Below are 22,226 nucleotides of genomic sequence, written 5' to 3' on the forward strand. Positions count from 1 at the left end.
CGCGGCCAGTGTGGGAGCTGGCTTGCCTGCGATAGCGGTATGACATTCAGCAGCATTGTCGACTGACACACCGCTATCGCAGGCAAGCCAGCTCCCACATTTGATCGGTATTCCAACCGAAAAACCGAGTCAAGCCTATTTGTTGCGGAGCCCCAGCCCCTATGAAGCACAACGTCATCCTTGTCGTGCTCGACGGCCTGAATTACGAGGTTGCCCGACACGCCATGGGGCACTTGCAGGCCTATGTCGGCGCAGGACGCGCAGCACTGTACAAACTGGAATGTGAACTGCCGGCCCTGTCCCGGCCACTGTACGAATGCATCCTCACCGGCGTCCCGCCGATCGAGAGCGGCATCGTCCACAACAACATCTCGCGCCTGTCCAACCAGCGCAGCATTTTCCATTACGCCACCGACGCCGGATTATCCACGGCGGCGGCGGCTTATCACTGGGTCAGCGAGTTGTATAACCGCTCGCCATTTATCGCCGCCCGGGATCGGCATACCAGCGACCCGGCCCTGGCGATCCAGCACGGGCATTTCTACTGGAATGACCATTACCCGGACTCGCACCTGTTTGCCGACGCCGAAAGCCTGCGCCTCAAACACGCGCCGAATTTCCTGGTGGTTCACCCGATGAACATCGACGATGCCGGCCACAAGCACGGCCTCGACACCCCGCAATACCGCAACAGCGCACGCTCGGCCGACATCATCCTCGCCGACTACCTGCAAGGCTGGCTCGACGCCGGTTACCAGGTGCTGGTGACAGCCGACCACGGCATGAACAACGACCGCTCCCACAACGGCCTGCTGCCGGAAGAACGGGAAGTGCCGCTGTTTGTGCTGGGTGATGCCTTCAGCCTCGACACCCATGCCACACCCAAGCAAACCGAGCTGTGCGGCACCGTCTGCGAGCTGCTGGGTGTGCCCCACGACAAACCTGTATGCCGGGAGCTGTTGAAGTGAATTCAGTGATCCGCGGCAAATGGCTGGCCGCCTTGTGCCTGGTGCCCTTCGCCATCTTCTTTATCGTGTTCGAGATCGCCCCGCTGGTGTGGGTGATGATCAGCAGCGTCCAGTCGGAAGAGTTCGGCTGGGGCCTGGCCAACTTCAGCAAGATCTTCAGTTCGAAGTTCTATATGCAGGCGATCCAGTACAGCCTGGAAATCAGTTTCTACTCCAGCGTATTCGGGATCATCATCGCCGTGCTGGGCAGCTACTCACTGCGCCGGGTGGACGGGCCGCTGCGCAATTTCGTGACCGCGTTCGCCAACATGACCAGCAACTTTGCCGGCGTGCCCCTGGCCTTCGCTTTCATCATCCTGCTGGGGTTCAACGGCAGCATCACCATCATGCTCAAGCAGGCCGGGATCATTCAGGACTTCAACCTGTACTCCAAGACCGGGTTGATCATCCTTTATACCTATTTCCAGATTCCCCTCGGCGTGCTGCTGCTCTACCCGGCCTTCGACGCGTTGCGTGAAGACTGGCGCGAATCTGCTTCATTGCTGGGCGCGGACGGTTGGCAGTATTGGCGGCATATCGGTCTGCCGGTGCTGACCCCTGCGCTGCTGGGCACCTTCGTGATCCTGCTGGCCAACGCCCTCGGCGCATACGCCACGGTGTACGCGCTGACCACCGGCAACTTCAACGTGCTGCCGATCCGCATCGCGGCGATGGTCTCCGGCGACATCTCCCTGGACCCGAATATGGCCAGCGCCCTGGCCGTGGTGCTGGTGGCGCTGATGACCGTGGTGACCGTGGTCCATCAACTGCTGCTCAAGAGGAGCTACCATGTCTCGCGCTGAACCTGGCTCGGCCGCCCTCTACCACCGCGTAGTGGTGTACCTGTTGTTTGCGATCCTGGTGCTGCCGTTGCTCGGCACCCTGGTCTACTCCATCGCCAGCAGTTGGTCGGCGACCGTCCTGCCGTCCGGCTTTACCTTCAAATGGTATATCCAGCTGTGGAGTGACCCGCGATTCCTGAATGCCTTCGGCCAGTCGCTGCTGGTGTGCGTCGGCGCGCTGATCTTGTCGGTGGTGCTGATCCTGCCGCTGCTGTTTGTGGTGCATTACCACTTTCCGAAACTCGACGCGCTGATGAACATCCTGATCCTGCTGCCCTTCGCGGTGCCGCCGGTGGTGTCGTCGGTGGGACTGTTGCAGCTCTACGGCTCGGGGCCGTTTGCGATGGTGGGTACACCGTGGATCCTGATCGGTTGCTACTTCACCGTGGCGCTGCCGTTCATGTACCGGGCGATCACCAACAACCTGCAAGCGATCAACCTGCGGGACCTGATGGACGCCGCCCAACTGCTCGGTGCCAGCACCTTCCAGGCGGCGTTCCTGGTGGTGCTGCCGAACCTGCGCAAGGGCTTGATGGTGGCATTGCTGCTGTCGTTCTCGTTCCTGTTCGGCGAGTTCGTGTTCGCCAACATCCTGGTGGGCACCCGCTACGAAACCCTGCAGGTGTACCTCAACAATATGCGTAACAGCAGCGGCCACTTCACCAGTGCCCTGGTGATCTCCTATTTCTTCTTCGTGCTGGTGCTGACCTGGGCCGCCAACATCTTGAACAAGGACAAAAGCCAATGAGCTTCGTCAGCGTCCAACACCTGCAAAAAGGCTACGCCGGCACACCGGTCTTCAGTGACATCAACTGCGAAATCGCCAAAGGCGAATTCGTCACCCTGCTTGGCCCGTCGGGCTGCGGCAAGTCGACCCTGCTGCGCTGCATCGCCGGCCTGACCTCGGTAGACAGCGGGAAAATCCTGCTGGACGGCCAGGACATCGTTCCGCTGAGCCCACAGAAACGGCATATCGGCATGGTGTTCCAGAGCTACGCGCTGTTCCCCAACATGACCGTGGAACAGAACGTCGCCTTCGGCCTGCGCATGCAGAAGGTCAATGCCGACGACAGCCACAAACGCGTGCAGGAAGTGTTGCAACTGGTGGAGCTGAAAGAACTCGCCGGCCGCTACCCGCACCAGATGTCCGGCGGCCAGTGCCAGCGCGTGGCCCTCGCCCGCTCGCTGGTGACGCGCCCGCGCCTGTTGCTGCTGGATGAACCGCTGTCGGCCCTCGACGCGCGGATTCGCAAGCACCTGCGCGAACAGATTCGCCAGATCCAGCGCGAGCTGGGCCTGACCACCATCTTCGTGACCCATGACCAGGAAGAAGCCCTGACCATGTCCGACCGGATCTTCCTGATGAACCAGGGCAAGATCGTGCAGAGCGGCGATGCCGAGACCCTCTACACCGCGCCGGTGGATGTGTTCGCCGCCGGGTTTATCGGCAACTACAACCTGCTGGACGCCGACAAGGCCAGCAAACTGTTGCAGCGCCCGATCACCGGGCGCATCGCCATTCGCCCGGAAGCCATCGAGCTCAGCCGCAGCGGCGAACTGGACGCGCTGGTGCGCAGCCACAGCCTGTTGGGCAATGTGATTCGCTACCGCATTGAAGCCCGTGGGGTGGAACTGGTGGTCGATGTACTCAACCGTTCGGCCGACGATTTGCACCCGGACGGTCAGCGATTGGCACTTTCCATCGACCCAAGTGCGTTGTGTGAAGTAGCCTGACGCACGATTTATTTGAGAGAGCGTGACTGATGGCTTTGGTAATTTTTGATCTGGACGACACCCTGATCCACGGCGACTGCGCCACCCTGTGGAGCGAGCAAATGGGCCGCTTGGGCTGGGTGGATGGCGAGTCGTTCATGCGTAAGAACGACGAACTGATGGCGGCCTACAGCCGCGGTGAACTGGCCATGGAAGACTTCATGGACTTCAGCCTGGAGCCGATGATCGGGCGCACGCCGGAAGAGATCGAGCACCTTGTTGAGCCGTGGGTGGAAGACGTTATCGAGCCGCTGATCTACAGCGAAGCCACCCGGACCATCGCCCAGCATCGCAAGAACGGCGACCGGATTCTGGTGATCTCGGCGTCGGGGACGCACCTGGTCAAGCCGATTGCGGCGCGTATCGGCATTGATGAAGTGCTGGGGATCGAGTTGGACGTTGCTCATGGGGTGTACAGCGGCAAGACCACCGGTGTACTGACGTACCGCGAAGGCAAGATCACCCGGCTGATGGAATGGCTGGAGCAGGAAGGTGAGCACCTCGACGGGGCGTACTTCTACTCGGATTCGCGCAATGATTTGCCGCTGTTGCTGAAGGTGGAGAACCCGCAGGTGGTGAATCCGGACCCGGTTTTGCGGGCGCATGCTGAGAAGGCTGGGTGGCCGATTCATCATTGGGTCTGACGGTTCGTGCTGGTTTGAGGTGAGTACATATCCGTTATTTAGGTAACGGCCGCCTATGGTTTCGCTCTTACAGCGACTCACTTTGGAAAAGCCCCAAAGTAAGCAAAGGGCTCTGCCCCGCCTGTCGGCACCTCGCCTAGGCTCGGTGTTCCCTCACTCCGGCATTGCTCCGCGGGCCGCCGCGACGGGCCATCCATGGCCCGGCGCGGCTAAACCGGCGTCCTGCCGGTTTACCCGCTCCGCACTGCCTGCGTTCGGCCTCGGGCTTATTGGGGCAGTCAGATCAAAATCAAAAGCAAGAGCACAGCGGCCTACCGGCCGGCTTGAGTGTTAAAAGCAAAGGCAAAGACCAGAGCGAAAGCAAAGCTGCTTTTCTGTGGGAGCTGGCTTGCCTGCGATGCAGACAACTCGGTCTTCCAGATGCACCCAGTTGATGCCATCGCAGGCAAGCCAGCTCCCACATTTGGACCGTGCCCACTTTAGCTTTTGATTTTGCTTTTCAACACTCAAGCCGGCCGGTAGGCCGCTGTGCCCTTGATCTGCTTTTGATCTTGATCTTAGGCGCCCCGTTAAACCACGCTGGCCGAACGCAGGCTTTGGAGCGTGGGTAACCCGGCAGGACGCCGGGTTAGCCGCGCTGGGCCAAGGATGGCCCATCGCGGCGGCCCACGGTCCAAAGCCGGAGTGAGGGCACACCGAGCCTAGGCGAGGTGCCGAGTGGTGGGGCAAGAGCGTTTTGCTTACTTTTGCGCTTTTCAAAAGTGAGCCGCTGTAAGAGCGGAACCATAGGCGGCCGTTACCTAAATAACGGATATACACCCAGCCAACTCCCCTCCAAAACAAATGTCGCCTCTGAAATCAGACCAGGCTTTCGTCAATCACCAACACCAGCTTCCCGGAAATCCGATTAGTCGCCAGTTCCGCAAACGCGGCCTCGGCATCCTTGATCGGAAACGTCTTGGCCAATTGCGGACTCAAACGACCCTCGGCAAACAACGGCCAAACATGCTGGCTCAAGTCACTGAACAGGTCAGCCTTGAACTGATCATCCCGGCTACGCAACGTCGACCCCAACACCTGCACACGCTTGGCCAACACCTGCGCCAGATCGATCTGCGCCTCCCGCCCCCCATCAACCCAATCAACACCCAGCGCCCATCACGCGCCGCCAGCTTGAGATTCAGCGCCGCGTAATTCCCCCCACCGGGTCAAGAATCACATCGAACGGTCCAAAATCCCTCAAGCCCTCGATGCCGTCAGTACGGACCACACCCCCTGAGCCCCCAGCGCCTCACAGTACGCCAAGCGATCCGCCGACCCCACACTGACCCAACACGGACTACCAAACGCCTTGCACAGTTGAATCGCCGCCGACCCCACGCCACTGGCGCCAGCATGCAACAGCACCTTCTCCCCAGGCTTGAGGCCCGCCAGCTGGAACAGATTCAGCCACGCAGTGCTGTACACCTCGGGCAACCCGGCCGCTTCCACCAGGGACACACCCTCCGGCACCGGCAGCACATGCCGCGCATCCACCACCACTTCTTCAGCCATCCCACCGCCAGCCAGCAAGGCGCAAACACGATCACCCACCTGCCACGACGAACCAGCGCCGACTTCGCTGATCACCCCGGAACACTCCAGGCCCAACACCTGACTGGCGCCAGGAGGCGGTGGATAGAGCCCTGAACGCTGTAATAAATCCGCCCGATTCAGGCCCGCAGCCGCCACACGAATGCGAACTTGGCCTACATCACATGTAGGACTCGGCTCGTCTTGCCACTCCACATGACCTTCAACGCCTTGCAATGCTTTCACAGTGCCTCCATAGTGAGTCTGGACTGAGCCCGTTGCTGTAGCGCCGGGCTTTTTGCATTATGCGACCGGCCCATATGGAACCGGCGACTTCAAAGACGGCCTAATATGCGTTATCAATTGCCCCCGCGTCGAATCAGCATGAAGCATCTGTTCCCCAGCACCGCCCTCGCTCTTTTTATTGGTATCGGCCTTCTGCCGCTATCGAGCAATACGTTCGCAGCCAACAGCTGGGACAATCTTCAGCCTGATCGCGATGAGGTGATTGCCAGCCTTAACGTCGTTGAGTTGCTCAAGCGCCACCATTACAGCAAGCCGCCGCTGGACGACGCTCGCTCGGTGATCATTTACGACAGCTACCTCAAGCTGTTGGATCCCTCGCGCAGCTATTTCCTGGCCAGCGACATCACCGAGTTCGACAAGTGGAAGACGCAGTTCGACGACTTCCTCAAGAGCGGTGATTTGCAGCCCGGCTTCACCATCTACAAGCGTTACCTGGACCGCGTCAAAGCGCGTCTGGACTTCGCCATTGGTGAGCTGAACAAGGGCGTCGACCAGTTTGACTTCACCAAGAAAGAGACCTTGCTGGTTGACCGCAAGGACGCTCCTTGGCTGACCACCGAAGCCGAACTGGACGACCTGTGGCGCAAACGCGTCAAGGATGAGGTCCTGCGCTACAAGATCTCAGGCAAAGACCCGAAGGCCATTCAGGAACTGTTGACCAAGCGCTACAAGAATCAGCTGGCACGTCTGGACCAGACCCGTGCCGAAGATATCTTCCAGGCCTACATCAACACCTTCGCGATGTCCTACGACCCGCACACCAATTATCTGTCGCCAGATAACGCGGAAAATTTCGATATCAACATGAGTCTGTCGCTGGAAGGCATCGGTGCCGTCCTGCAAAGCGATAACGACCAGGTGAAAATCGTACGTCTGGTGCCGGCAGGTCCGGCCGACAAGACCAAACAGGTTGCTCCGGCCGACAAGATCATCGGTGTGGCTCAAGCCGACAAAGAGATGGTCGATGTGGTCGGCTGGCGTCTGGATGAAGTGGTCAAGCTGATCCGCGGGCCGAAAGGCAGCGTGGTGCGCCTGGAAGTGATTCCGCACACCAACGCACCGAACGACCAGACCAGCAAGATCGTGTCCATCACCCGTGAAGCGGTGAAGCTCGAAGATCAGGCCGTCCAGAAGCAAGTCCTCAACCTCAAGCAGGATGGCAAGGACTACAAGCTGGGCGTGGTGGTGATCCCGGCGTTCTACCTGGACTTCAAAGCGTTCCGCGCCGGTGATCCGGACTACAAGAGCACCACCCGCGACGTTAAGAAAATCCTGACAGAACTGCAGAAGGAAAAAGTCGACGGCGTGGTCATCGACCTGCGCAACAACGGCGGCGGCTCCCTGCAGGAAGCCACCGAGCTGACCAGCCTGTTTATCGACAAGGGTCCGACCGTACTGGTGCGTAACGCCGACGGCCGTGTGGACGTGCTGGAAGACGAGAACCCGGGTGCCTTCTACAAAGGGCCGATGGCGTTGCTGGTCAACCGCCTCTCGGCATCCGCCTCGGAGATTTTTGCCGGCGCGATGCAGGACTATCACCGTGCGCTGATCATCGGCGGCCAGACCTTCGGCAAAGGTACCGTGCAGACCATCCAGCCGCTGAACCATGGCGAGCTGAAACTGACCCTGGCCAAGTTCTACCGGGTTTCCGGGCAGAGCACCCAGCATCAGGGCGTACTGCCGGATGTCGATTTCCCGTCGATCATCGACACCAAGGAAATCGGCGAGAGCGCACTGCCTGAGGCCATGCCGTGGGACACCATCCGCCCTGCGATCAAGCCTGCGGTAGACCCGTTCAAACCGTACATCGCACAGCTGAAAGCTGATCACGAAGCCCGCTCCGCCAAGGATGCCGAGTTCATCTTTATCCGCGACAAGCTGGCCCTGGCCAAGAAGTTGATGGAAGAGAAAACCGTCAGCCTCAACGAAGCCGACCGTCGTGCGCAGCACACCGACATCGAGAATCAGCAACTGGTGCTGGAGAACGCCCGCCGCAAGGCCAAAGGCGAAGCCCCGCTCAAGGAACTGAAGAAAGAAGACGAAGACGCGATCGCCGCCGAGCCTGATAAAACCAAGCCGGAAGATGATGCCTACCTGAGCGAGACCGGGCGCATCCTGCTGGACTACTTGAAAATCAGTAAGACGGTGGCCAAGCAGTAAATGATGGCAATTTAATGTGAACGCTCTCCGGAGTGTCATCAAATAGACATCATTCTGTCGTGAAATGAAGGACCTGCCCAAGCAGGTCCTTTTTTTTCGACCCGAGAAAATCATGACCATGACCGAACAGCTGAATGCATTGGGCTCAATCCTGGCTCAAGGCAGTTTGCACAGCCTGTTCCAGCCGATCATTTCTCTGTCCGAGCGACGCGTGGTCGGTTACGAGGCCCTCAGTCGTGGCCCGTCCAATAGCCCGCTGCACTCCCCTATCGCGCTGTTCTCCGTGGCCCGCCACGCCGGGCGCCTCAGTGAGCTGGAGATGGTCTGCCGGGAAAGTGCCTGCCGGCGGTTCAGCGAACAAAAACTGCCAGGCAAGCTGTTCCTCAACGTCTCACCCGAATCCCTGCTGGAAACCGCCCATCAACCTGGCCGCACCCTGCAACTGCTCAGCGACTTTGGCATCCCGCCCAGCCAGGTGGTGATCGAACTGACCGAGCAAACCCCGACCGACGATTTTCAACTGCTGCAAACCGCGCTGCATCACTATCGCGCCATGGGGTTTTCGATTGCCCTGGATGACCTGGGTGCCGGCTATTCCAGCCTGCGGCTGTGGTCGGAATTGCGTCCGGACTATGTGAAGATCGACCGGCACTTTATCGACGGCATCCACCAGGACGCCCTCAAGCGCGAGTTTGTCGGCTCCATCCTGCAAATCGCCAAGGCCTCCCGGGCCCAGGTGATCGCTGAAGGCATCGAGCTGCCGGAAGAATTGGCGGTGCTCACGGAAATGGGCGTCGACCTGGTGCAGGGCTACCTGCTCTGCCGCCCCCAGGAACACCCGCCGCAGGAAGCACGGTTGATGTTACCCAAGCCTGACAGCGCCAACGTCGCACTGAACGACGAAGGCAGCGACCTCAGCGCCCTGCTCAACGAACAACCGGCCGTGGGCCAGCACACCGCCACGGCGCAGGTGCTGGAAGCCTTCCGCCGCCAGGCCAACCTCAATTCCCTGGCGGTGCTGGATGAGCGTGGCCATCCAATCGGCATCGTGCACCGGCACTCGCTGTCGGACGCCCTGCTCAAGCCGTTCGCCACCGACCTGTTCGCCCGCAAGCCCATCAGCCGCTTGATGAGTGATGACTTCCTCGCGGTGGAACTGAGCCAGTCCTTGCAGCAAGTCAGCCGACTGCTCACCAGCCGCGCACGCCAGCGGATCGAGGAAGATTTCATCATCACCCTCAACGGCGATTACCTGGGGCTGGGGCGGGTGATCGACGTACTCAAGCTGATTACCGAGCTGAAAATCCAGCAGGCACGCTATGCCAACCCGCTGACCTTGCTGCCGGGCAACGTGCCGATCCAGCAGTGCCTGACGCGGTTGTTGCAGCAACAACGCGAGTCAGTGATCTGCTACGTGGATATCGACAGTTTCAAGCCATTCAACGATATCTACGGCTATGGCCGGGGCGATGAAGTGCTGCTGTGCCTGGCGCAATGCCTGAACGACCGGGTAGACCCCAGCCGCGACTTTGTCGGGCATATCGGCGGTGATGACTTTTTACTGGTGCTGGGGCCGCAGGATTGGCGCAAGCGACTCAACCAGTTGCTGGACGACTTCCACACTCAATGCCGGCGCTTCTATCGCAGCGAGCATCTGGACGCAGGCTGTTTCGTTGCACTGAACCGCCAGGGCGTGCGCCAGGAGTTTGCGCTGCTGTCGCTGTCCATCGGCGTGGTGCATTTGTATCCACAGGCCTGTGGACAACTCGATGCCAGCCAACTGGCAGAACTGGCCTCGCAAGCCAAGCACCACGCGAAGAACGTGGCCGGCTACAGCATTCATGTGATCGACAGTCTGGAGTTGGGCCAGGCAGAAGCGGAGCCGCTCTAGATCAGAGTTGTTCCAGACGCATCTGCGCCAACGGGTGCCCGGCCCGGGCGGCGATTTTCCACCAGCGTGCCGCTTCCAGCGGATCCGGCGCCTTGCCAAGGCTGCCCGCGAGGCTCAACACCCCAATCTGGTAGGCCGCCTTGCCATCTCCGGCCTGGGCCGCCAGCCGCAACAGCCGCACGCCCTCTTCACGGGCGCCAAGGCCCTTGCCGCGAAACGTCAGGATATGTCCGTAGAAACTCTGGGCCCCTACGTCCCCCAGATTGGCCATGCGTGCGAACTGGCCTTCAAGCCATTGCCAGCCACGCGGCTGTCGCATGAACCAAGACCAATGAAACAATTTGCGCGCCAGCCAATAACTGACATACGCCTTAAGCTTCCAAAACACTAAGCCTCCGCTGACTCGGGATAATCGTACTCAAACACGCGCACCACTTCCGATGCGTGCCACGACGCTGCGGCCACGCCATCGGACGGCCCGCAGAAACGTCCAAGACGCTCCACACATTCAAAGAAGCCGGTACGTGGCAGGCGGCTGGCGCCCTGGCTGATCACCAGGGAACTGCGCAGCGGCTGGTCGGCCTTGGCATCCAGCGCTGCCAGGTGTTCCAGCGCGGCCGTCAGGGTTTGCATCGCCGGCGTGGGAAATTGCAGGCGCTCCAGCAACGCGCGGTAGGTCAAGAGGTGGCGCTGTCGGCGCGCCTGGTCCAGCTCGTTGATTAACCCATCCCAATGCTGACGGCTGATGCGTACGCTCACGTTTCGTCCCTCCAACCTGCGACGCCCAATTCCCAAGCCAGGCTGCGGCGGATGGCTGCGTCCGGCTGGCGTTCACCACTTTCAATCAAGCCCAGGTAAGACGGGCTGATGCCCACTGTGCGCGCCAAAGCCTCGATGGCCAGGCCCTTGGCCTCGCGCAGGCTTCGCAGCTGCTCCAGGGGGCGCAGATCCGGTTCGGCGGTGGCTTGGCGAATGTTCGAAGCAGGAGATGTCGGCTGCTGCTGACCGGCGGCTTTTAACAGCGCCTGATACTGAGCCCAAGGCAGAACCGCATACTCGGGTTCGCCATCCTTTGTAATTATCTGAATATCCATGACTGCCCCGTAGGATCACAACACTTACTTCGTAAGTACTTTCCTTAGGAGTGTAATCCTAACAGCCACAAAGAGCGCAGGGGGATATTCGCAAGGTTCAGTTTTTTTTCAGGTGTTCCTGCGTCAGCAACAGAGGCGTCGCTGGCAGGCGCTCAACCACTGCGAGCTTCTCGGGGGCCTGACGCTCGCGCCAGGCGCGAAAAGCGCTCAGTTCGCCGTCCAGGGTCTTCATGACCCATGCAAGCACGGCAATGTCGTCGAGCATGCCCAATACCGGGATAAAGTCCGGGATTGCGTCAATCGGGCTCAGGAAGTACATCAGCCCCGCCACCACCGAAATCAGTGCCTTGGGGCTGATGGCCCGGTATTCGCCGCGCCAGTAGGCCAGGCACAAGGCCTGGAGCAGCTTGAGGTCGTCCTTGAGCTTGCCCAGCCGGCTGCCCTGGCTCGAGCCTTTGGCGGCCACCGCGAACAGCAACGTCGGCAAGCGCCCACGGCCCAGCAGGCGAGCAGCCATGGGCAGGAAGCGGGTGAAATTAAACGGCGCTTTCATCATCACTCCAGTTCCGGGCGACAGAAAAGGTTATCCACACAAATTGTGGATAACCTTGTGAACAGAGCCTATTTTCCAGGCTGAAAGCCACGTAATACAAGGCCTACAGTCAGATCGGGCGTTTTTTGCGCACATAAAAAAAACCCAAGAATTCATTGACTTGGAGATTATCTGCGTCTACCCGTGCTCGGGTCTTTTATCAGACTGCTCTAGCCCGCATGGGTTCGGTTGAATTTGGCCTGGATTCAACTGATCGTTCCCACGCTCTGCGTGGGAATGCCGCCTGTGGCGCTCCGCGCTTGCTGTTAGCGCAAGGCTTGAGCAATGCGCAATGGTGACGCAGAGCGTCACGGGATGCATTCCCACGCAGAGCGTGGGAATGATCGCAGAGCGCGGGAACGATCGCGCAGGCCAGAAACAACAACGCCCCGTCGAGACGGGGCGTTGTGTGTTCAGGCGCTAATTACTTCTTGGCAGCAGGAGCCGCCGGTGCGTCAGGAGCGTCTGCCTTGGACGGGTCCTTGATGGCCAGCAGTTCCAGATCGAATACCAGCACGGAGTTGGCTGGAATCGCCGGGCTCGGGCTCTGCGCGCCGTAGGCCAGGTCGGACGGGATGTACAACTCGACCTTCTCGCCAACGTGCATCAGTTGCAGGCCTTCGACCCAACCTGGAATCACGCCGCTGACCGGCAGGTCAATCGGGCTGCCGCGATCCACGGAGCTGTCAAAGGTGGTGCCGTTGGTGAGCTTGCCGGTGTAGTGAACAGTCACTACGTCGGTAGGCTTGGGTTGAGCACCGTCCGCTTTCTTCACGATCTTGTATTGCAGACCGGAAGCGGTGGTGACAACGCCGTCTTTCTTGGCGTTTTCTTCGAGGAATTTCTTGCCGGCGGTTGCCGACTCTTCGCTCATCTTGGCCATACGCTCTTCAGCACGTTTTTGCAGTGCGGCGAAGGCTTCGACCAGCTCGTCGTCTTTCAGCTTCTGTTCTTTCTTGCCGACGGCATCTTCGATGCCTTGGGCTACCGCTTTGGAGTCCAGGTCATCCATGCCTTCTTGAGCAAGGCTTTTGCCCATGTTCAGGCCGATACCGTAGGAAGCTTTTTGCGCCGGGGTTTTCAGCTCTACGCTGGTTTGCGAATCACAACCCGCAAGTACCAGGCTAACCAGGGCCACCGCCGCCGCCAACCGATGCTGTTTCATGCTATTTCCTTGTTCGTGTGCCAAAAGGGCATTCGAGTAAAGTCGCGAGCTTATCAGGCGGCCACGACCAATGGCTACCGGCATGTGAGCAGGAAACTTCTGATAAGTTCACGTGTTTAAAAGCATTTTCATTCAATCCAGGGCCCTGCAGCGGACAGCAGCAGCACTGGAACGAGACTCATGGCCACTTGCCGCACTGCTGGCCTGATGGCATAAGAACGCTACAACTCGACAAGGATAGTTATCTTGCGCATTTTTTCCCGTGTTTTGCTGATGATTTTCATACTGCTGGGCCTGGTCCTGGCGGTGGTGCTCTATTACGTGGTCAACCCGAAGCTGCCGGTCTACGTGCCGGTGGAACAGGTGCACTATCAGGATCAATGGAGCGCCGCAGATCGCCAGACCTACTACTTCACGCCCCAGGGCACCCAGGTCAAGGGCCTGCGTTATGCCTGGTTTACCGCACTGGAACTGCCGTTCTCCGAGCAGCGTTTCGCCACGCCGGAGTACCTGGCGCGCTTCGGCTTCCTGGTAGACCCCAAGCAGGTACCCACCGCGCAAAACCCCGGCAACCTGCCGGTGGGTTTCGCCCGGCATAAAAATGCCGGCAGCAATGATGAGTTTCTCGACATCACCTGCGCCGCGTGCCACACCGGCCAGTTGAACTTCAAAGGGCAAGGCCTGCGTATCGACGGTGGCCCGGCGCAACATGTGCTGCCGTCCAGCGTACCGACCCTGCGCGGCGGCAGCTTCGGCCAGGCACTGGTCGCCAGCCTTGCCTCGACCTACTACAACCCGTGGAAATTCGAGCGCTTTGCCCGCACCGTGCTGGGCCATGACTATGACGACCGGAACGCGGCGCAACTGCGCCAGGACTTCAAGAAGTCCCTGAACAACTTCCTGAAAGTTGCCTGGAACGACACCCACCGTGGCCTCTACCCCACCGAAGAAGGCCCGGGCCGCACCGACGCCTTTGGCCGTATCGCCAACGCCAGCTTCGGCGACGCCATTTCCCCCGACAACTACCGCATCGCCAATGCACCAGTGGACTACCCGCAACTGTGGGACATCTGGACCTTCGACTGGGTGCAATGGAACGGCTCGGCCCAGCAACCCATGGCCCGCAATATCGGCGAAGCCCTGGGCGTTGGCGCCACCCTGGACTTCTTCGACAGCGCCGGCCAGCCGCTCCAGGGCGATGCGCGCTACGCCTCCAGCGTACGGGTGCGCGACCTGAATACCATCGAAGAAACCCTGCAACGGCTCAAGCCACCCACTTGGCCTGAAGACCTGTTCGGCGCCATCGACAAACCGTTGGCCGCCCAAGGCCGCGCGTTGTTCACCGAAAACTGCGCCGGCTGCCACGTACCGGCAGTTTCCCAAGTCGATGGCCGTCCGGTGCGCCAGTTGAAAATGCTCCCCGTGGACGTCATTGGCACCGACCCCACTGCCGCCAACAATATCGCTGACCACCGCTTCGACCTCAGCGCCCTGCAATGGGACCCGGCGGAGTTGGCGAAAATGAACGTCGAACTGCACCCCACCCCCACCGAGCCGCTGGACCTGCGCAGCATTTCTTCAGCCAAAGGCCTGGCTTACATCACCGCCTTTGTCGAAGACCACGCCTACCGTGCCGCCGGCGTGACACCCGCCGAACGCCCGCGCCTGGACGGCTTCGGCCTGCCCATCGGCGTGCGCGAATTGCGTGCCTACAAGGCACGGCCACTGGCCGGGGTATGGGCGACACCGCCGTTCCTGCACAACGGCTCGGTGCCGACGATCTACCAATTGCTCTCGCCCCAGGACGAGCGCAGCCCGACCTTCTATAAAGGCACTTTCGAATACGATCCGCGCCACCAGGGCTATCAAACCGCTGCGTTCCCCAACGCCTTCCTGTTCGATACGCGGATCACCGGCAACCACAACAGCGGCCACGAATTCCGTGCCGGGCAGCGTGGCAACGGGGTGATCGGCCGAGGCTTGCTGCCCCAGGAACGCTGGGCGCTGCTGGAATATTTGAAAGTGCTGGGTGGCCCGCTGGAACAGCAACTGCCCTGACCCAACCGACTTCGCAGAAAAGGATTTTTAAATGCTCGCTCGACTTTGGCTGCGCCTCGGCGCGTTTCTCGGCAAGACCCTGTTGTGGCTGGTGGGCCTGGGCCTGCTGGCCTGGTTGTTGTCCACCCTGTGGTTTGCCTGGCAGCACAGCGGCCCGGTGTCACCGGATGAACAGATCCCGCCGGGGGAAGCGGCCATGACCCAAGGCATCATCCAGACCGCCGTGCGCATCGTCGACCAACACCGCGAGGGCACGCGTTACCTGCGGGATGCGCATGCCAAGGCCCATGGCTGCGTGAAGGCCGAGGTCAGCGTACTGCCGGACCTCGACCCAGCCTTGCGCCAGGGCGTGTTCGCCGAGCCGGGCAAGACCTGGCAGTCGATGATGCGTTTGTCCAACGGCAATGCGTATCCGCAATTCGACAGCATCCGGGATGCCCGGGGCATGGCGATCAAGCTCTTGGACGTGCCGGGCAAGCAGTTGCTGGCGGATCAGCAGGCGCGCGGTGAGCAGGACTTTGTGATGTTCAGCCATCCGAACTTTTTCGTCAGTGATGTGGCGGAGTATGCGCAGAACATTTCGGCCCAGGCGGATGGCAAGAAGGTCCTGGCGTTCTTCCCCGGGGTGGATCCTCGCAGTTGGCAGGTGCGGCATTTGTTTATCGCGCTGGCGACGTTGGCGCCGCCGCCGGTGAGTCCTACGCAGACGACGTATTTCTCGGTGTCGCCGTATAAGTTTGGGGCGGCGAATGCGAAGTTTCGGGTGGTGCCCGACCCGCAGAGTTGCCCTGAATATGTGTTGCCCAAACAGAACCACGACCTGCCGAATTTTTGCGCAGTGCGTTGAATCAGCAACTGTCGACGGACCGGGTGGCGGCGTGTTTTGTGTTGCAGATTCAGCGGCAAAATCCGCAGAAGTTTATGCCGATCGAGGACACCAGCGTTGAGTGGAAAGAGAGTGATGCGCCGTTTGAGACGGTGGCCAAGGTGGTGATTCCGGCGCAGGATTTTGATACGCCGGCGTTGAACCTGGCTTGTGATAATCAGTCGTTTAATCCGTGGTTTGGGGTGGAGGCGCATCGGCCGATTGGGGGGATTAATCGGTTGCGTAAGGCGGTGTATGAGGCGGTCAGTGATTATCGGCATAGCCGGAATTTGTAGCTCCGCGGTGTGGGGTGCATATCCGTTGCTGCGGTTGTGGCCGCTATTGGTTCCGCTCTTACAGCGGCTCACTTTTGAAGAGCGCAAAAGTAAGCAAAACGCTCTTGCCCCACCACTCGGCACCTCGCCTAGGCTCGGTGTGCCCTCACTCCGGCTTTGGACCGTGGGCCGCCGCGATGGGCCATCCTTGGCCCAGCGCGGCTAACCCGGCGTCCTGCCGGGTTACCCACGCTCCAAAGCCTGCGTTCGGCCAGCGTGGTTTAACGGGGCGCCTAAGATCAAGATCAAAAGCAAGAGCACAGCGGCCTACCGGCCGGCTTGAGTGTTGAAGAGCAAAATCAAAAGCGGGCACGGTCCAAATGTGAGAGCTGGCTTGCCTGCGATGGCATCGCCTCGGTGTATCTGAAAGACCGAGGTGTCTGCATCGCAGGCAAGCCAGCTCCCACAGAAAAGCAGAGCTGCATCAACTTCAGACTTTGGCTTTCGCTCTGGCTTTCGCTCTGGCTTCTAACACTCAAGCCGGCCGGGAGGCCGCTGTGCTCTGCTTTTGATCTGCTTTTGATTTTGATCTGACTGCCCCAATAAGCCCGAGGCCGAACGCAGGTATTGCGGAGCGGGTAAACCGGCAGGACGCCGGTTTAGCCGCGCCGGGCCATGGATGGCCCGTCGCGGCGGCCCGCGGAGCAATGCCGGAGTGAGGGAACAACGAGCCCTAGCGAGGTGCCGACAGGCGGGGCAGAGCGTTTTGGTTACTTTGCCGCTTTTGCAAAGTGACTCGCTGTAAGAGCGAAACCATAAGTAGCCGTTACCTAAAAAACGGATATACACACAACAGCCACGTAAAGAACCCGTATAGATTCAACCCCAGCCATAACGTTTACGTCGTCTCTATTGAGCAACTAATCCCCCCTCCACTACTGTGAACTCCACACCAATCACCCCCGTAGGAAGTCATCGTGGAAAGTTCAACTTTAGGCATGATCGTCCTCTCAATGATCGCCCTGTTCGGCGCCGCCGCCTTTTGCTTCGAACAACTCGCCACCCGCGATTCAAAGAAAAAGAAAGCCAAATAAGCTGATCATCAAAAGCAGCAGAACCCCAGTGTTTCAAGGGATACCCCACCCCCGGGCTATCCCTTTTTTCCGTTCGCCCACCCCAACCCCCTCTATACACCGTCTTAATACCCGCGCCCAAAATCAGTGCCCGAACTTGATACCCAACCTCTTAACCTCCCCGCGTCCGCAATCGCGGCTTATTAATCAGGGGAGTTCCACCGTGCTCACACTCAAGTTCATCTATATCGCCAGTGGCCTATGCGCCGTCGGGCTGTTCGCTTATCTGGGCTATGCCCTCATTCGCGCCGAAAAGTTCTAGGGAGCCCACCATGTACGACGTGATTTTTGTAGGCCTCTCCCTGGTGTTTTTCGCCACGACAGCCATGGCCATTGTCGCCATGGGCAAGATTTGAACGGAGCCTCGACATGCTAAGCACTTTGCTGGAATTTGCGCTGGTCCTGGGGTTGATGACCGGCCTCGCCGTGCTGATGGGCAAGTGGCTGACCCGGGTCTTTACCGGAACCCGCCATGCCCTGCCGGAACGTTATACCTATCGCCTGCTGGGCATCGACCCGCTGGAAACCATGAGCTGGGCCCGCTACGGTTCGGCCCTGCTGCTGTCGAACGCGGCGATGATGCTGCTCGGCTATGCCATCCTGCGGCTGCAAGCCGTCATGCCGATCAACCCGCTCGGGCTGGCCGCGCAAACCCCGGACCTGGCGTTCAATACCGCCGCGTCCTTTATCACCAACACCAACTGGCAGGCGTACTCGGGCGAAACCAGCCTGTCGAACTTCAGCCAGATGGCGGTGATTACGTTCCTGATGTTTGTCGGCGCCACCTCGGGCGTGGTCGCCGCAGCGGGTTTTATCCGTGGCTTGAGCCGCTCAAGCTCGGCGGATATCGGCAACTTCTGGGTCGACTTCACCCGCACCCTATACCGCGTGATGCTGCCGCTGTGCGTGGGCATGGCACTGGTGTATGTGTGGCAAGGCATGCCCCAGACCTTTGCCTCCCAAGCCCTGGCTACAACGCTTGAAGGCGCGCAGCAACAGTTGATTGTCGGCGCGGTGGCGAGCTTTGAATCGATCAAGCATATCGGCACCAACGGCGGTGGCTTCTTCAGCATGAACGCCGCGCACCCGTTCGAAAACCCCACGCCACTGACCAACGCCCTGCACATCCTCAGCATGTTGCTGATCCCGTCGGCGCTGACTTACACCTTCGGCAGCATGCTGCTGCAACGCCGTCAGGGCTGGGTGTTTTTCGGCACCTTCCTGGTGATGTTCATCGGCTTTCTCGCGCTGGTGTATGGCGCCGAGCAAAACGGCAACCCGTTGCTGACCCAGGCCGGTGCCAACCAGGCGCTGTCCATCGAGCAAAGCGGCGGCAATATGGAAGGCAAGGAGCTGCGTTTCGGCATTGCCGACAGCAGCCTGTTTATCGCCACCACGACTGCGGCCACCACCGGCTCGGTCAACGCGATGCATGACTCATTGACCCCCATGGGCGGCTTCGTGCCCCTGGCGCAGATGATGCTCAACTGCGTGTTCGGCGGCGACGGCGTGGGCTTTATCAGCCTGATCCAGTACGCGCTGCTGACGGTGTTTCTGGTGGGCATGATGATCGGCCGCAGCCCGGAATTCCTCGGCAAGAAGATCGAGGCCCGGGAGATGAAACTGGTGATGCTCTCGGTGCTCGCGCACCCCATCAGCATCCTCGGTTTCACCGCCCTCGCCGCCCTGTGGCCCGACACCATGGCCAGCCTGAATAACCTAGGGCCCCACGGTTTCAGCGAGGTGCTCTACGCCTATACCTCGGGCACCGCCAACAACGGTTCGGCGTTCGCCGGGTTGAATGCCAACACGCCGTTTTTCAACACCACCATTGGCCTCGCGATGCTGGTCGGGCGCTTCTTCACCATGCTGCCGATGCTCGCCGTGGCCGGCTCCCTGGCGTTGAAAAAGACCGTGCCTGCCGGCGCCGGCACCATCCCCACCGCAACCCCGTTGTTCATGGTGCTGGTGGTGTTTGTGGTGCTGGTGGTGGGCGGCCTGACTTTCCTGCCGGCCCTCGCGCTCGGCCCGCTGGTGGAGCAACTGCAGTTGCTGTCCGGCCAGACGTACAACTAAGGACACGTTGATGACGACTCAATCGATATTCAAAGGGCTGTTGCGCCCAGTGCTGGTTTCGGCAGTGTTTTTCATGGCCCTGACCGGCCTCGCCTACCCGATCTTCACCACCTTTGCCGCGCAGTTGCTGTTCCCGTTCCAGGCCCAGGGTTCGCTGATTGAACGCGACGGCCTGGTGATCGGCTCGGCGTTGATCGGCCAGGACTTCACCCAGCCCGGGTACTTCCATGGCCGCCCGAGCATGACCCTCGGCGCAGACCCGCAAGACCCGAGCAAAAGCGTGTCGCAGCCTTACAACGCCGGCTCCAGCGGCGCCAGCAACCTGGGCCCTACCAGCCAGAAACTGGTAGACCAGGTCGCAGCCCGAGTTAAAGCCTACCGCCAGGACAACAGCCTCGCCGCCGACGCCCAGGTGCCGGTGGATGCGGTCACCGCTTCCGCCTCCGGCCTGGACCCACATATCTCCGTGGCCAACGCGCGCATCCAACTGGCCCGGGTCGCCCGCCTGCGGCAGATCCCCGAAGCCGAACTGCTGCAACTGGTGAACGAAAACACCGCGGAACGCACCCTCGGTTTGCTCGGCGAACCACGAGTCAATGTGCTGCAACTCAACCTCGCGCTGGACGCCCGCTTGCCTGTGCGCCAGCCCCCCATTGCGGCCAGTGAGTAAGAGATTCCCCCATGATCAAGAATGCTCGTTTACCTCTGTTTGACCGCGCCATCGTGCTCACCGCCTGCGGGGACGCGTTCAAGAAACTGCTGCCCCAGGCGCAGTGGAAAAACCCGGTGATGTTCGTGGTGTACCTGGGCAGCCTCCTCACCACGCTGCTGTGGTTCCAGTCCCTCGGCGGCCAGGGTGAAGCCCCCAGCGGCTTTATCCTCAGCATCTGTTTGTGGCTGTGGTTTACCGTGCTGTTCGCCAACTTCGCCGAGGCCCTGGCCGAGGGTCGTAGCCGCGCCCAGGCCGCCAGCCTGCGGGGGATGAAACGCCAGACCCTGGCCAAGCTGCTGCAGCAGCCCAAGCACGGCGCGGCGTGGCTGCCGACCGAAGCGACGCTGTTGCGCAAGGACCAGGTGGTGCTGATCGAAGCCGGCGACCTGGTGCCGCTCGATGGCGTAGTGATCGAAGGCGTGGCCTCGGTGGATGAAAGCGCAATCACCGGTGAATCGGCACCGGTGATCCGCGAAGCCGGCGGCGACTTTTCCTCGGTCACCGGCGGCACGCGGGTGCTGTCGGACTGGCTGGTGGTGCGCATCAGCGTCAACCCGGGGAGTCGTTCCTCGACCGTATGATTTCCATGGTCGAATCCGCCAAGCGCCAGAAGACTCCCAACGAAGTCGCCCTGACGATTTTGCTGGTGGGCCTGACCCTGTTGTTCCTGCTGGTGATCGCCACGCTGAGCCCGTACTCGATCTTCGCCGTGGCCATGAGTGGCAGCGGTAGCGTGATCAGCGCCACGGTACTGGTGGCGCTGCTGGTGTGCCTGATCCCCACCACCATCGGCGGCCTGCTCTCGGCCATCGGCGTGGCGGGCATGAGCCGCATGATGTCGGCCAATGTGATCGCCACCTCTGGTCGTGCGGTAGAGGCGGCGGGTGACATCGACGTGTTGCTGCTGGACAAGACCGGCACCATCACCCTGGGCAACCGCCAGGCCAGCAGCTTCCTGCCGGCACCAGGGGTCAAGGAAGCCGAGTTGGCCGATGCAGCGCAACTGGCGTCCCTGGCCGACGAAACCCCGGAAGGCCGCAGCATTGTGGTGCTGGCCAAGCAGAAGTTCGACATCCGTGCGCGGGACATCAACGCCCTCGGCGCAAGCTTTGTGCACTTCACTGCACAAACCCGCATGAGCGGCGTCGACCTGCCCGAAGGCCGTGGTATTCGCAAGGGCGCGGCGGATGCCATCCGCAGTCATATCGAAGCATTGGGTGGGAGCTTTCCGGCAGCCTTGCAAGCCAAGGTCGACGAAGTATCACGACGCGGCAGCACCCCGCTGGTGGTCTCGGACGGGGCCAAAGCACTCGGCGTGGTGGAGCTCAAGGACGTGGTCAAGGGCGGCATCAAGGAGCGCTTCGCCGAACTGCGGCGCATGGGTATCAAGACCGTGATGATCACCGGCGACAACCGCCTGACCGCCGCCGCGATTGCCGTGGAAGCCGGCGTGGATGACTTCCTCGCCGAGGCGCGCCCGGAAGACAAGCTGCAACTGATCCGCGACTACCAGGCCCAGGGCAAGCTTGTGGCCATGACCGGCGACGGCACCAACGACGCACCGGCGCTGGCCCAGGCCGACGTGGCGGTGGCGATGAACAGCGGCACCCAGGCAGCGAAAGAGGCCGGCAACATGGTCGACCTCGACAGCAACCCGACCAAGCTGATCGAAGTGGTCGAGGTGGGCAAGCAGATGCTGATGACCCGTGGCGCGCTCACCACCTTCAGCGTGGCGAATGATGTGGCGAAGTATTTCGCGATCATCCCGGCAGCGTTTGTCGCGACCTATCCGCAGCTCGGCGCGCTGAACGTGATGCACCTGACCAGCCCCAACTCGGCGATTCTCAGCGCGGTGATTTTCAACGCGTTGATCATCGTGGCGCTGATTCCGTTGGCACTGCGCGGCGTGACCTACCGGGCGATTGGCGCGGCGGCATTGCTCAATCGCAACCTGCTGATCTATGGCCTGGGCGGGGTGCTGGTGCCGTTTGCCGGGATCAAGCTGATTGACATGGTACTGACCGGGCTGGGTCTCGTGTAGCGCCGCAAACCCAATGTGGG

16 protein-coding genes and 3 pseudogenes are annotated in these 22,226 nt (G+C 60.7%); 13 read left to right on the forward strand and 6 right to left on the reverse strand.

The genetic code is table 11. The features are described from left to right. The first annotated feature begins 161 nt into the window (after positions 1-161). Genes JFU58_RS00360 through JFU58_RS00380 form a run of 5 tightly spaced genes read left to right on the forward strand, consistent with a single transcriptional unit; the run spans position 162 to position 4,266 of the window. Positions 162-968, forward strand: coding sequence for an alkaline phosphatase family protein (locus tag JFU58_RS00360; RefSeq protein ID WP_063028324.1), 807 nt, complete (start codon positions 162-164; stop codon positions 966-968). Beyond that, complete coding sequence (locus tag JFU58_RS00365; RefSeq protein WP_003219748.1) at positions 965-1,810, forward strand: ABC transporter permease; 846 nt, start codon at positions 965-967, stop codon at positions 1,808-1,810. Before JFU58_RS00360 ends, JFU58_RS00365 begins: the two co-directional genes overlap by 4 nt. Then, positions 1,797-2,597: an ABC transporter permease gene (locus JFU58_RS00370; protein WP_063028323.1), complete on the forward strand. Its 801-nt coding sequence runs from the start codon at positions 1,797-1,799 to the stop codon at positions 2,595-2,597. Before JFU58_RS00365 ends, JFU58_RS00370 begins: the two co-directional genes overlap by 14 nt. Then, positions 2,594-3,583, forward strand: a complete 990-nt coding sequence (locus tag JFU58_RS00375) for an ABC transporter ATP-binding protein (protein ID WP_003219745.1) — start codon at positions 2,594-2,596, stop codon at positions 3,581-3,583. Before JFU58_RS00370 ends, JFU58_RS00375 begins: the two co-directional genes overlap by 4 nt. 29 nt (positions 3,584-3,612) lie before the next feature. Continuing rightward, positions 3,613-4,266 (forward strand): HAD family hydrolase, encoded by a 654-nt coding sequence (locus tag JFU58_RS00380; protein WP_003219744.1) that lies wholly within the window; start codon positions 3,613-3,615, stop codon positions 4,264-4,266. Positions 4,267-5,124: 858 nt separating this feature from the next. Here the strand turns inward: JFU58_RS00380 and JFU58_RS00385 are convergent. Beyond that, positions 5,125-6,084, reverse strand: a pseudogene (locus JFU58_RS00385) (zinc-binding dehydrogenase). A 138-nt stretch (positions 6,085-6,222) separates the two neighbouring features. On the opposite strand from JFU58_RS00385, the gene JFU58_RS00390 reads away from it, so the two are divergent. Together JFU58_RS00390 and JFU58_RS00395 are read left to right on the forward strand one after the other, a co-directional pair. Continuing rightward, entirely contained in the window at positions 6,223-8,304 is a 2,082-nt protein-coding gene (locus JFU58_RS00390) for a carboxy terminal-processing peptidase (RefSeq protein ID WP_172834552.1), read from the forward strand. 112 nt (positions 8,305-8,416) lie between these two features. Next, positions 8,417-10,195 carry a bifunctional diguanylate cyclase/phosphodiesterase gene (locus JFU58_RS00395; protein WP_201139670.1) on the forward strand — a complete coding sequence of 593 codons (1,779 nt, stop codon included), beginning with the start codon at positions 8,417-8,419 and terminating at the stop codon, positions 10,193-10,195. Between the two features lies 1 nt (position 10,196). Here JFU58_RS00395 and JFU58_RS00400 read toward each other — a convergent pair whose 3' ends face one another. The 5 genes from JFU58_RS00400 to JFU58_RS00420 all read right to left on the reverse strand — a co-directional run bounded on the left by JFU58_RS00400 (position 10,197) and on the right by JFU58_RS00420 (position 13,046). After that, positions 10,197-10,583 (reverse strand): tetratricopeptide repeat protein, encoded by a 387-nt coding sequence (locus tag JFU58_RS00400; RefSeq protein ID WP_093207679.1) that lies wholly within the window; start codon positions 10,581-10,583, stop codon positions 10,197-10,199. Further along, complete coding sequence (locus tag JFU58_RS00405) at positions 10,583-10,954, reverse strand: hypothetical protein (protein WP_010166435.1); 372 nt, start codon at positions 10,952-10,954, stop codon at positions 10,583-10,585. The genes JFU58_RS00400 and JFU58_RS00405 overlap by 1 nt, the downstream gene beginning before the upstream one ends. Next, a complete protein-coding gene (locus JFU58_RS00410) occupies positions 10,951-11,289 on the reverse strand; it encodes a helix-turn-helix domain-containing protein (RefSeq protein ID WP_063028315.1) in 339 nt (112 codons plus the stop codon). The genes JFU58_RS00405 and JFU58_RS00410 overlap by 4 nt, the downstream gene beginning before the upstream one ends. A 97-nt stretch (positions 11,290-11,386) precedes the next feature. Further along, entirely contained in the window at positions 11,387-11,842 is a 456-nt protein-coding gene (locus tag JFU58_RS00415) for a YkvA family protein (RefSeq protein WP_063033927.1), read from the reverse strand. Between the two features lie 463 nt (positions 11,843-12,305). Continuing rightward, positions 12,306-13,046, reverse strand: a complete 741-nt coding sequence (locus tag JFU58_RS00420; RefSeq protein ID WP_003211122.1) for an FKBP-type peptidyl-prolyl cis-trans isomerase — start codon at positions 13,044-13,046, stop codon at positions 12,306-12,308. A gap of 246 nt (positions 13,047-13,292) precedes the next feature. Here JFU58_RS00420 and JFU58_RS00425 point away from each other — a divergent pair, with 246 nt between their 5' ends. The 6 genes and pseudogenes from JFU58_RS00425 (at position 13,293) to kdpB (ending at position 22,206) form a co-directional block, all read left to right on the forward strand. Then, a complete protein-coding gene (locus tag JFU58_RS00425) occupies positions 13,293-15,104 on the forward strand; it encodes a di-heme-cytochrome C peroxidase (RefSeq protein WP_201139671.1) in 1,812 nt (603 codons plus the stop codon). Between the two features lie 31 nt (positions 15,105-15,135). Then, positions 15,136-16,265, forward strand: a pseudogene (locus tag JFU58_RS00430) (catalase family protein). Positions 16,266-17,540: 1,275 nt separating this feature from the next. Further along, complete coding sequence (gene kdpF, locus JFU58_RS32460; RefSeq protein WP_003219423.1) at positions 17,541-17,639, forward strand: K(+)-transporting ATPase subunit F; 99 nt, start codon at positions 17,541-17,543, stop codon at positions 17,637-17,639. Positions 17,640-17,746: 107 nt separating this feature from the next. After that, positions 17,747-19,453: a potassium-transporting ATPase subunit KdpA gene (kdpA, locus tag JFU58_RS00440; protein ID WP_201139672.1), complete on the forward strand. Its 1,707-nt coding sequence runs from the start codon at positions 17,747-17,749 to the stop codon at positions 19,451-19,453. 10 nt (positions 19,454-19,463) lie between these two features. Further along, positions 19,464-20,123 (forward strand): K(+)-transporting ATPase subunit C, encoded by a 660-nt coding sequence (kdpC, locus tag JFU58_RS00445; RefSeq protein ID WP_201139673.1) that lies wholly within the window; start codon positions 19,464-19,466, stop codon positions 20,121-20,123. 11 nt (positions 20,124-20,134) lie between these two features. Beyond that, positions 20,135-22,206 (forward strand): annotated as a pseudogene (gene kdpB, locus JFU58_RS00450) (potassium-transporting ATPase subunit KdpB). Positions 22,207-22,226: the final 20 nt, after the last annotated feature.

The organism is Pseudomonas sp. TH34 (genome assembly GCF_016650865.1).
GTDB lineage: Bacteria > Pseudomonadota > Gammaproteobacteria > Pseudomonadales > Pseudomonadaceae > Aquipseudomonas > Aquipseudomonas yamanorum.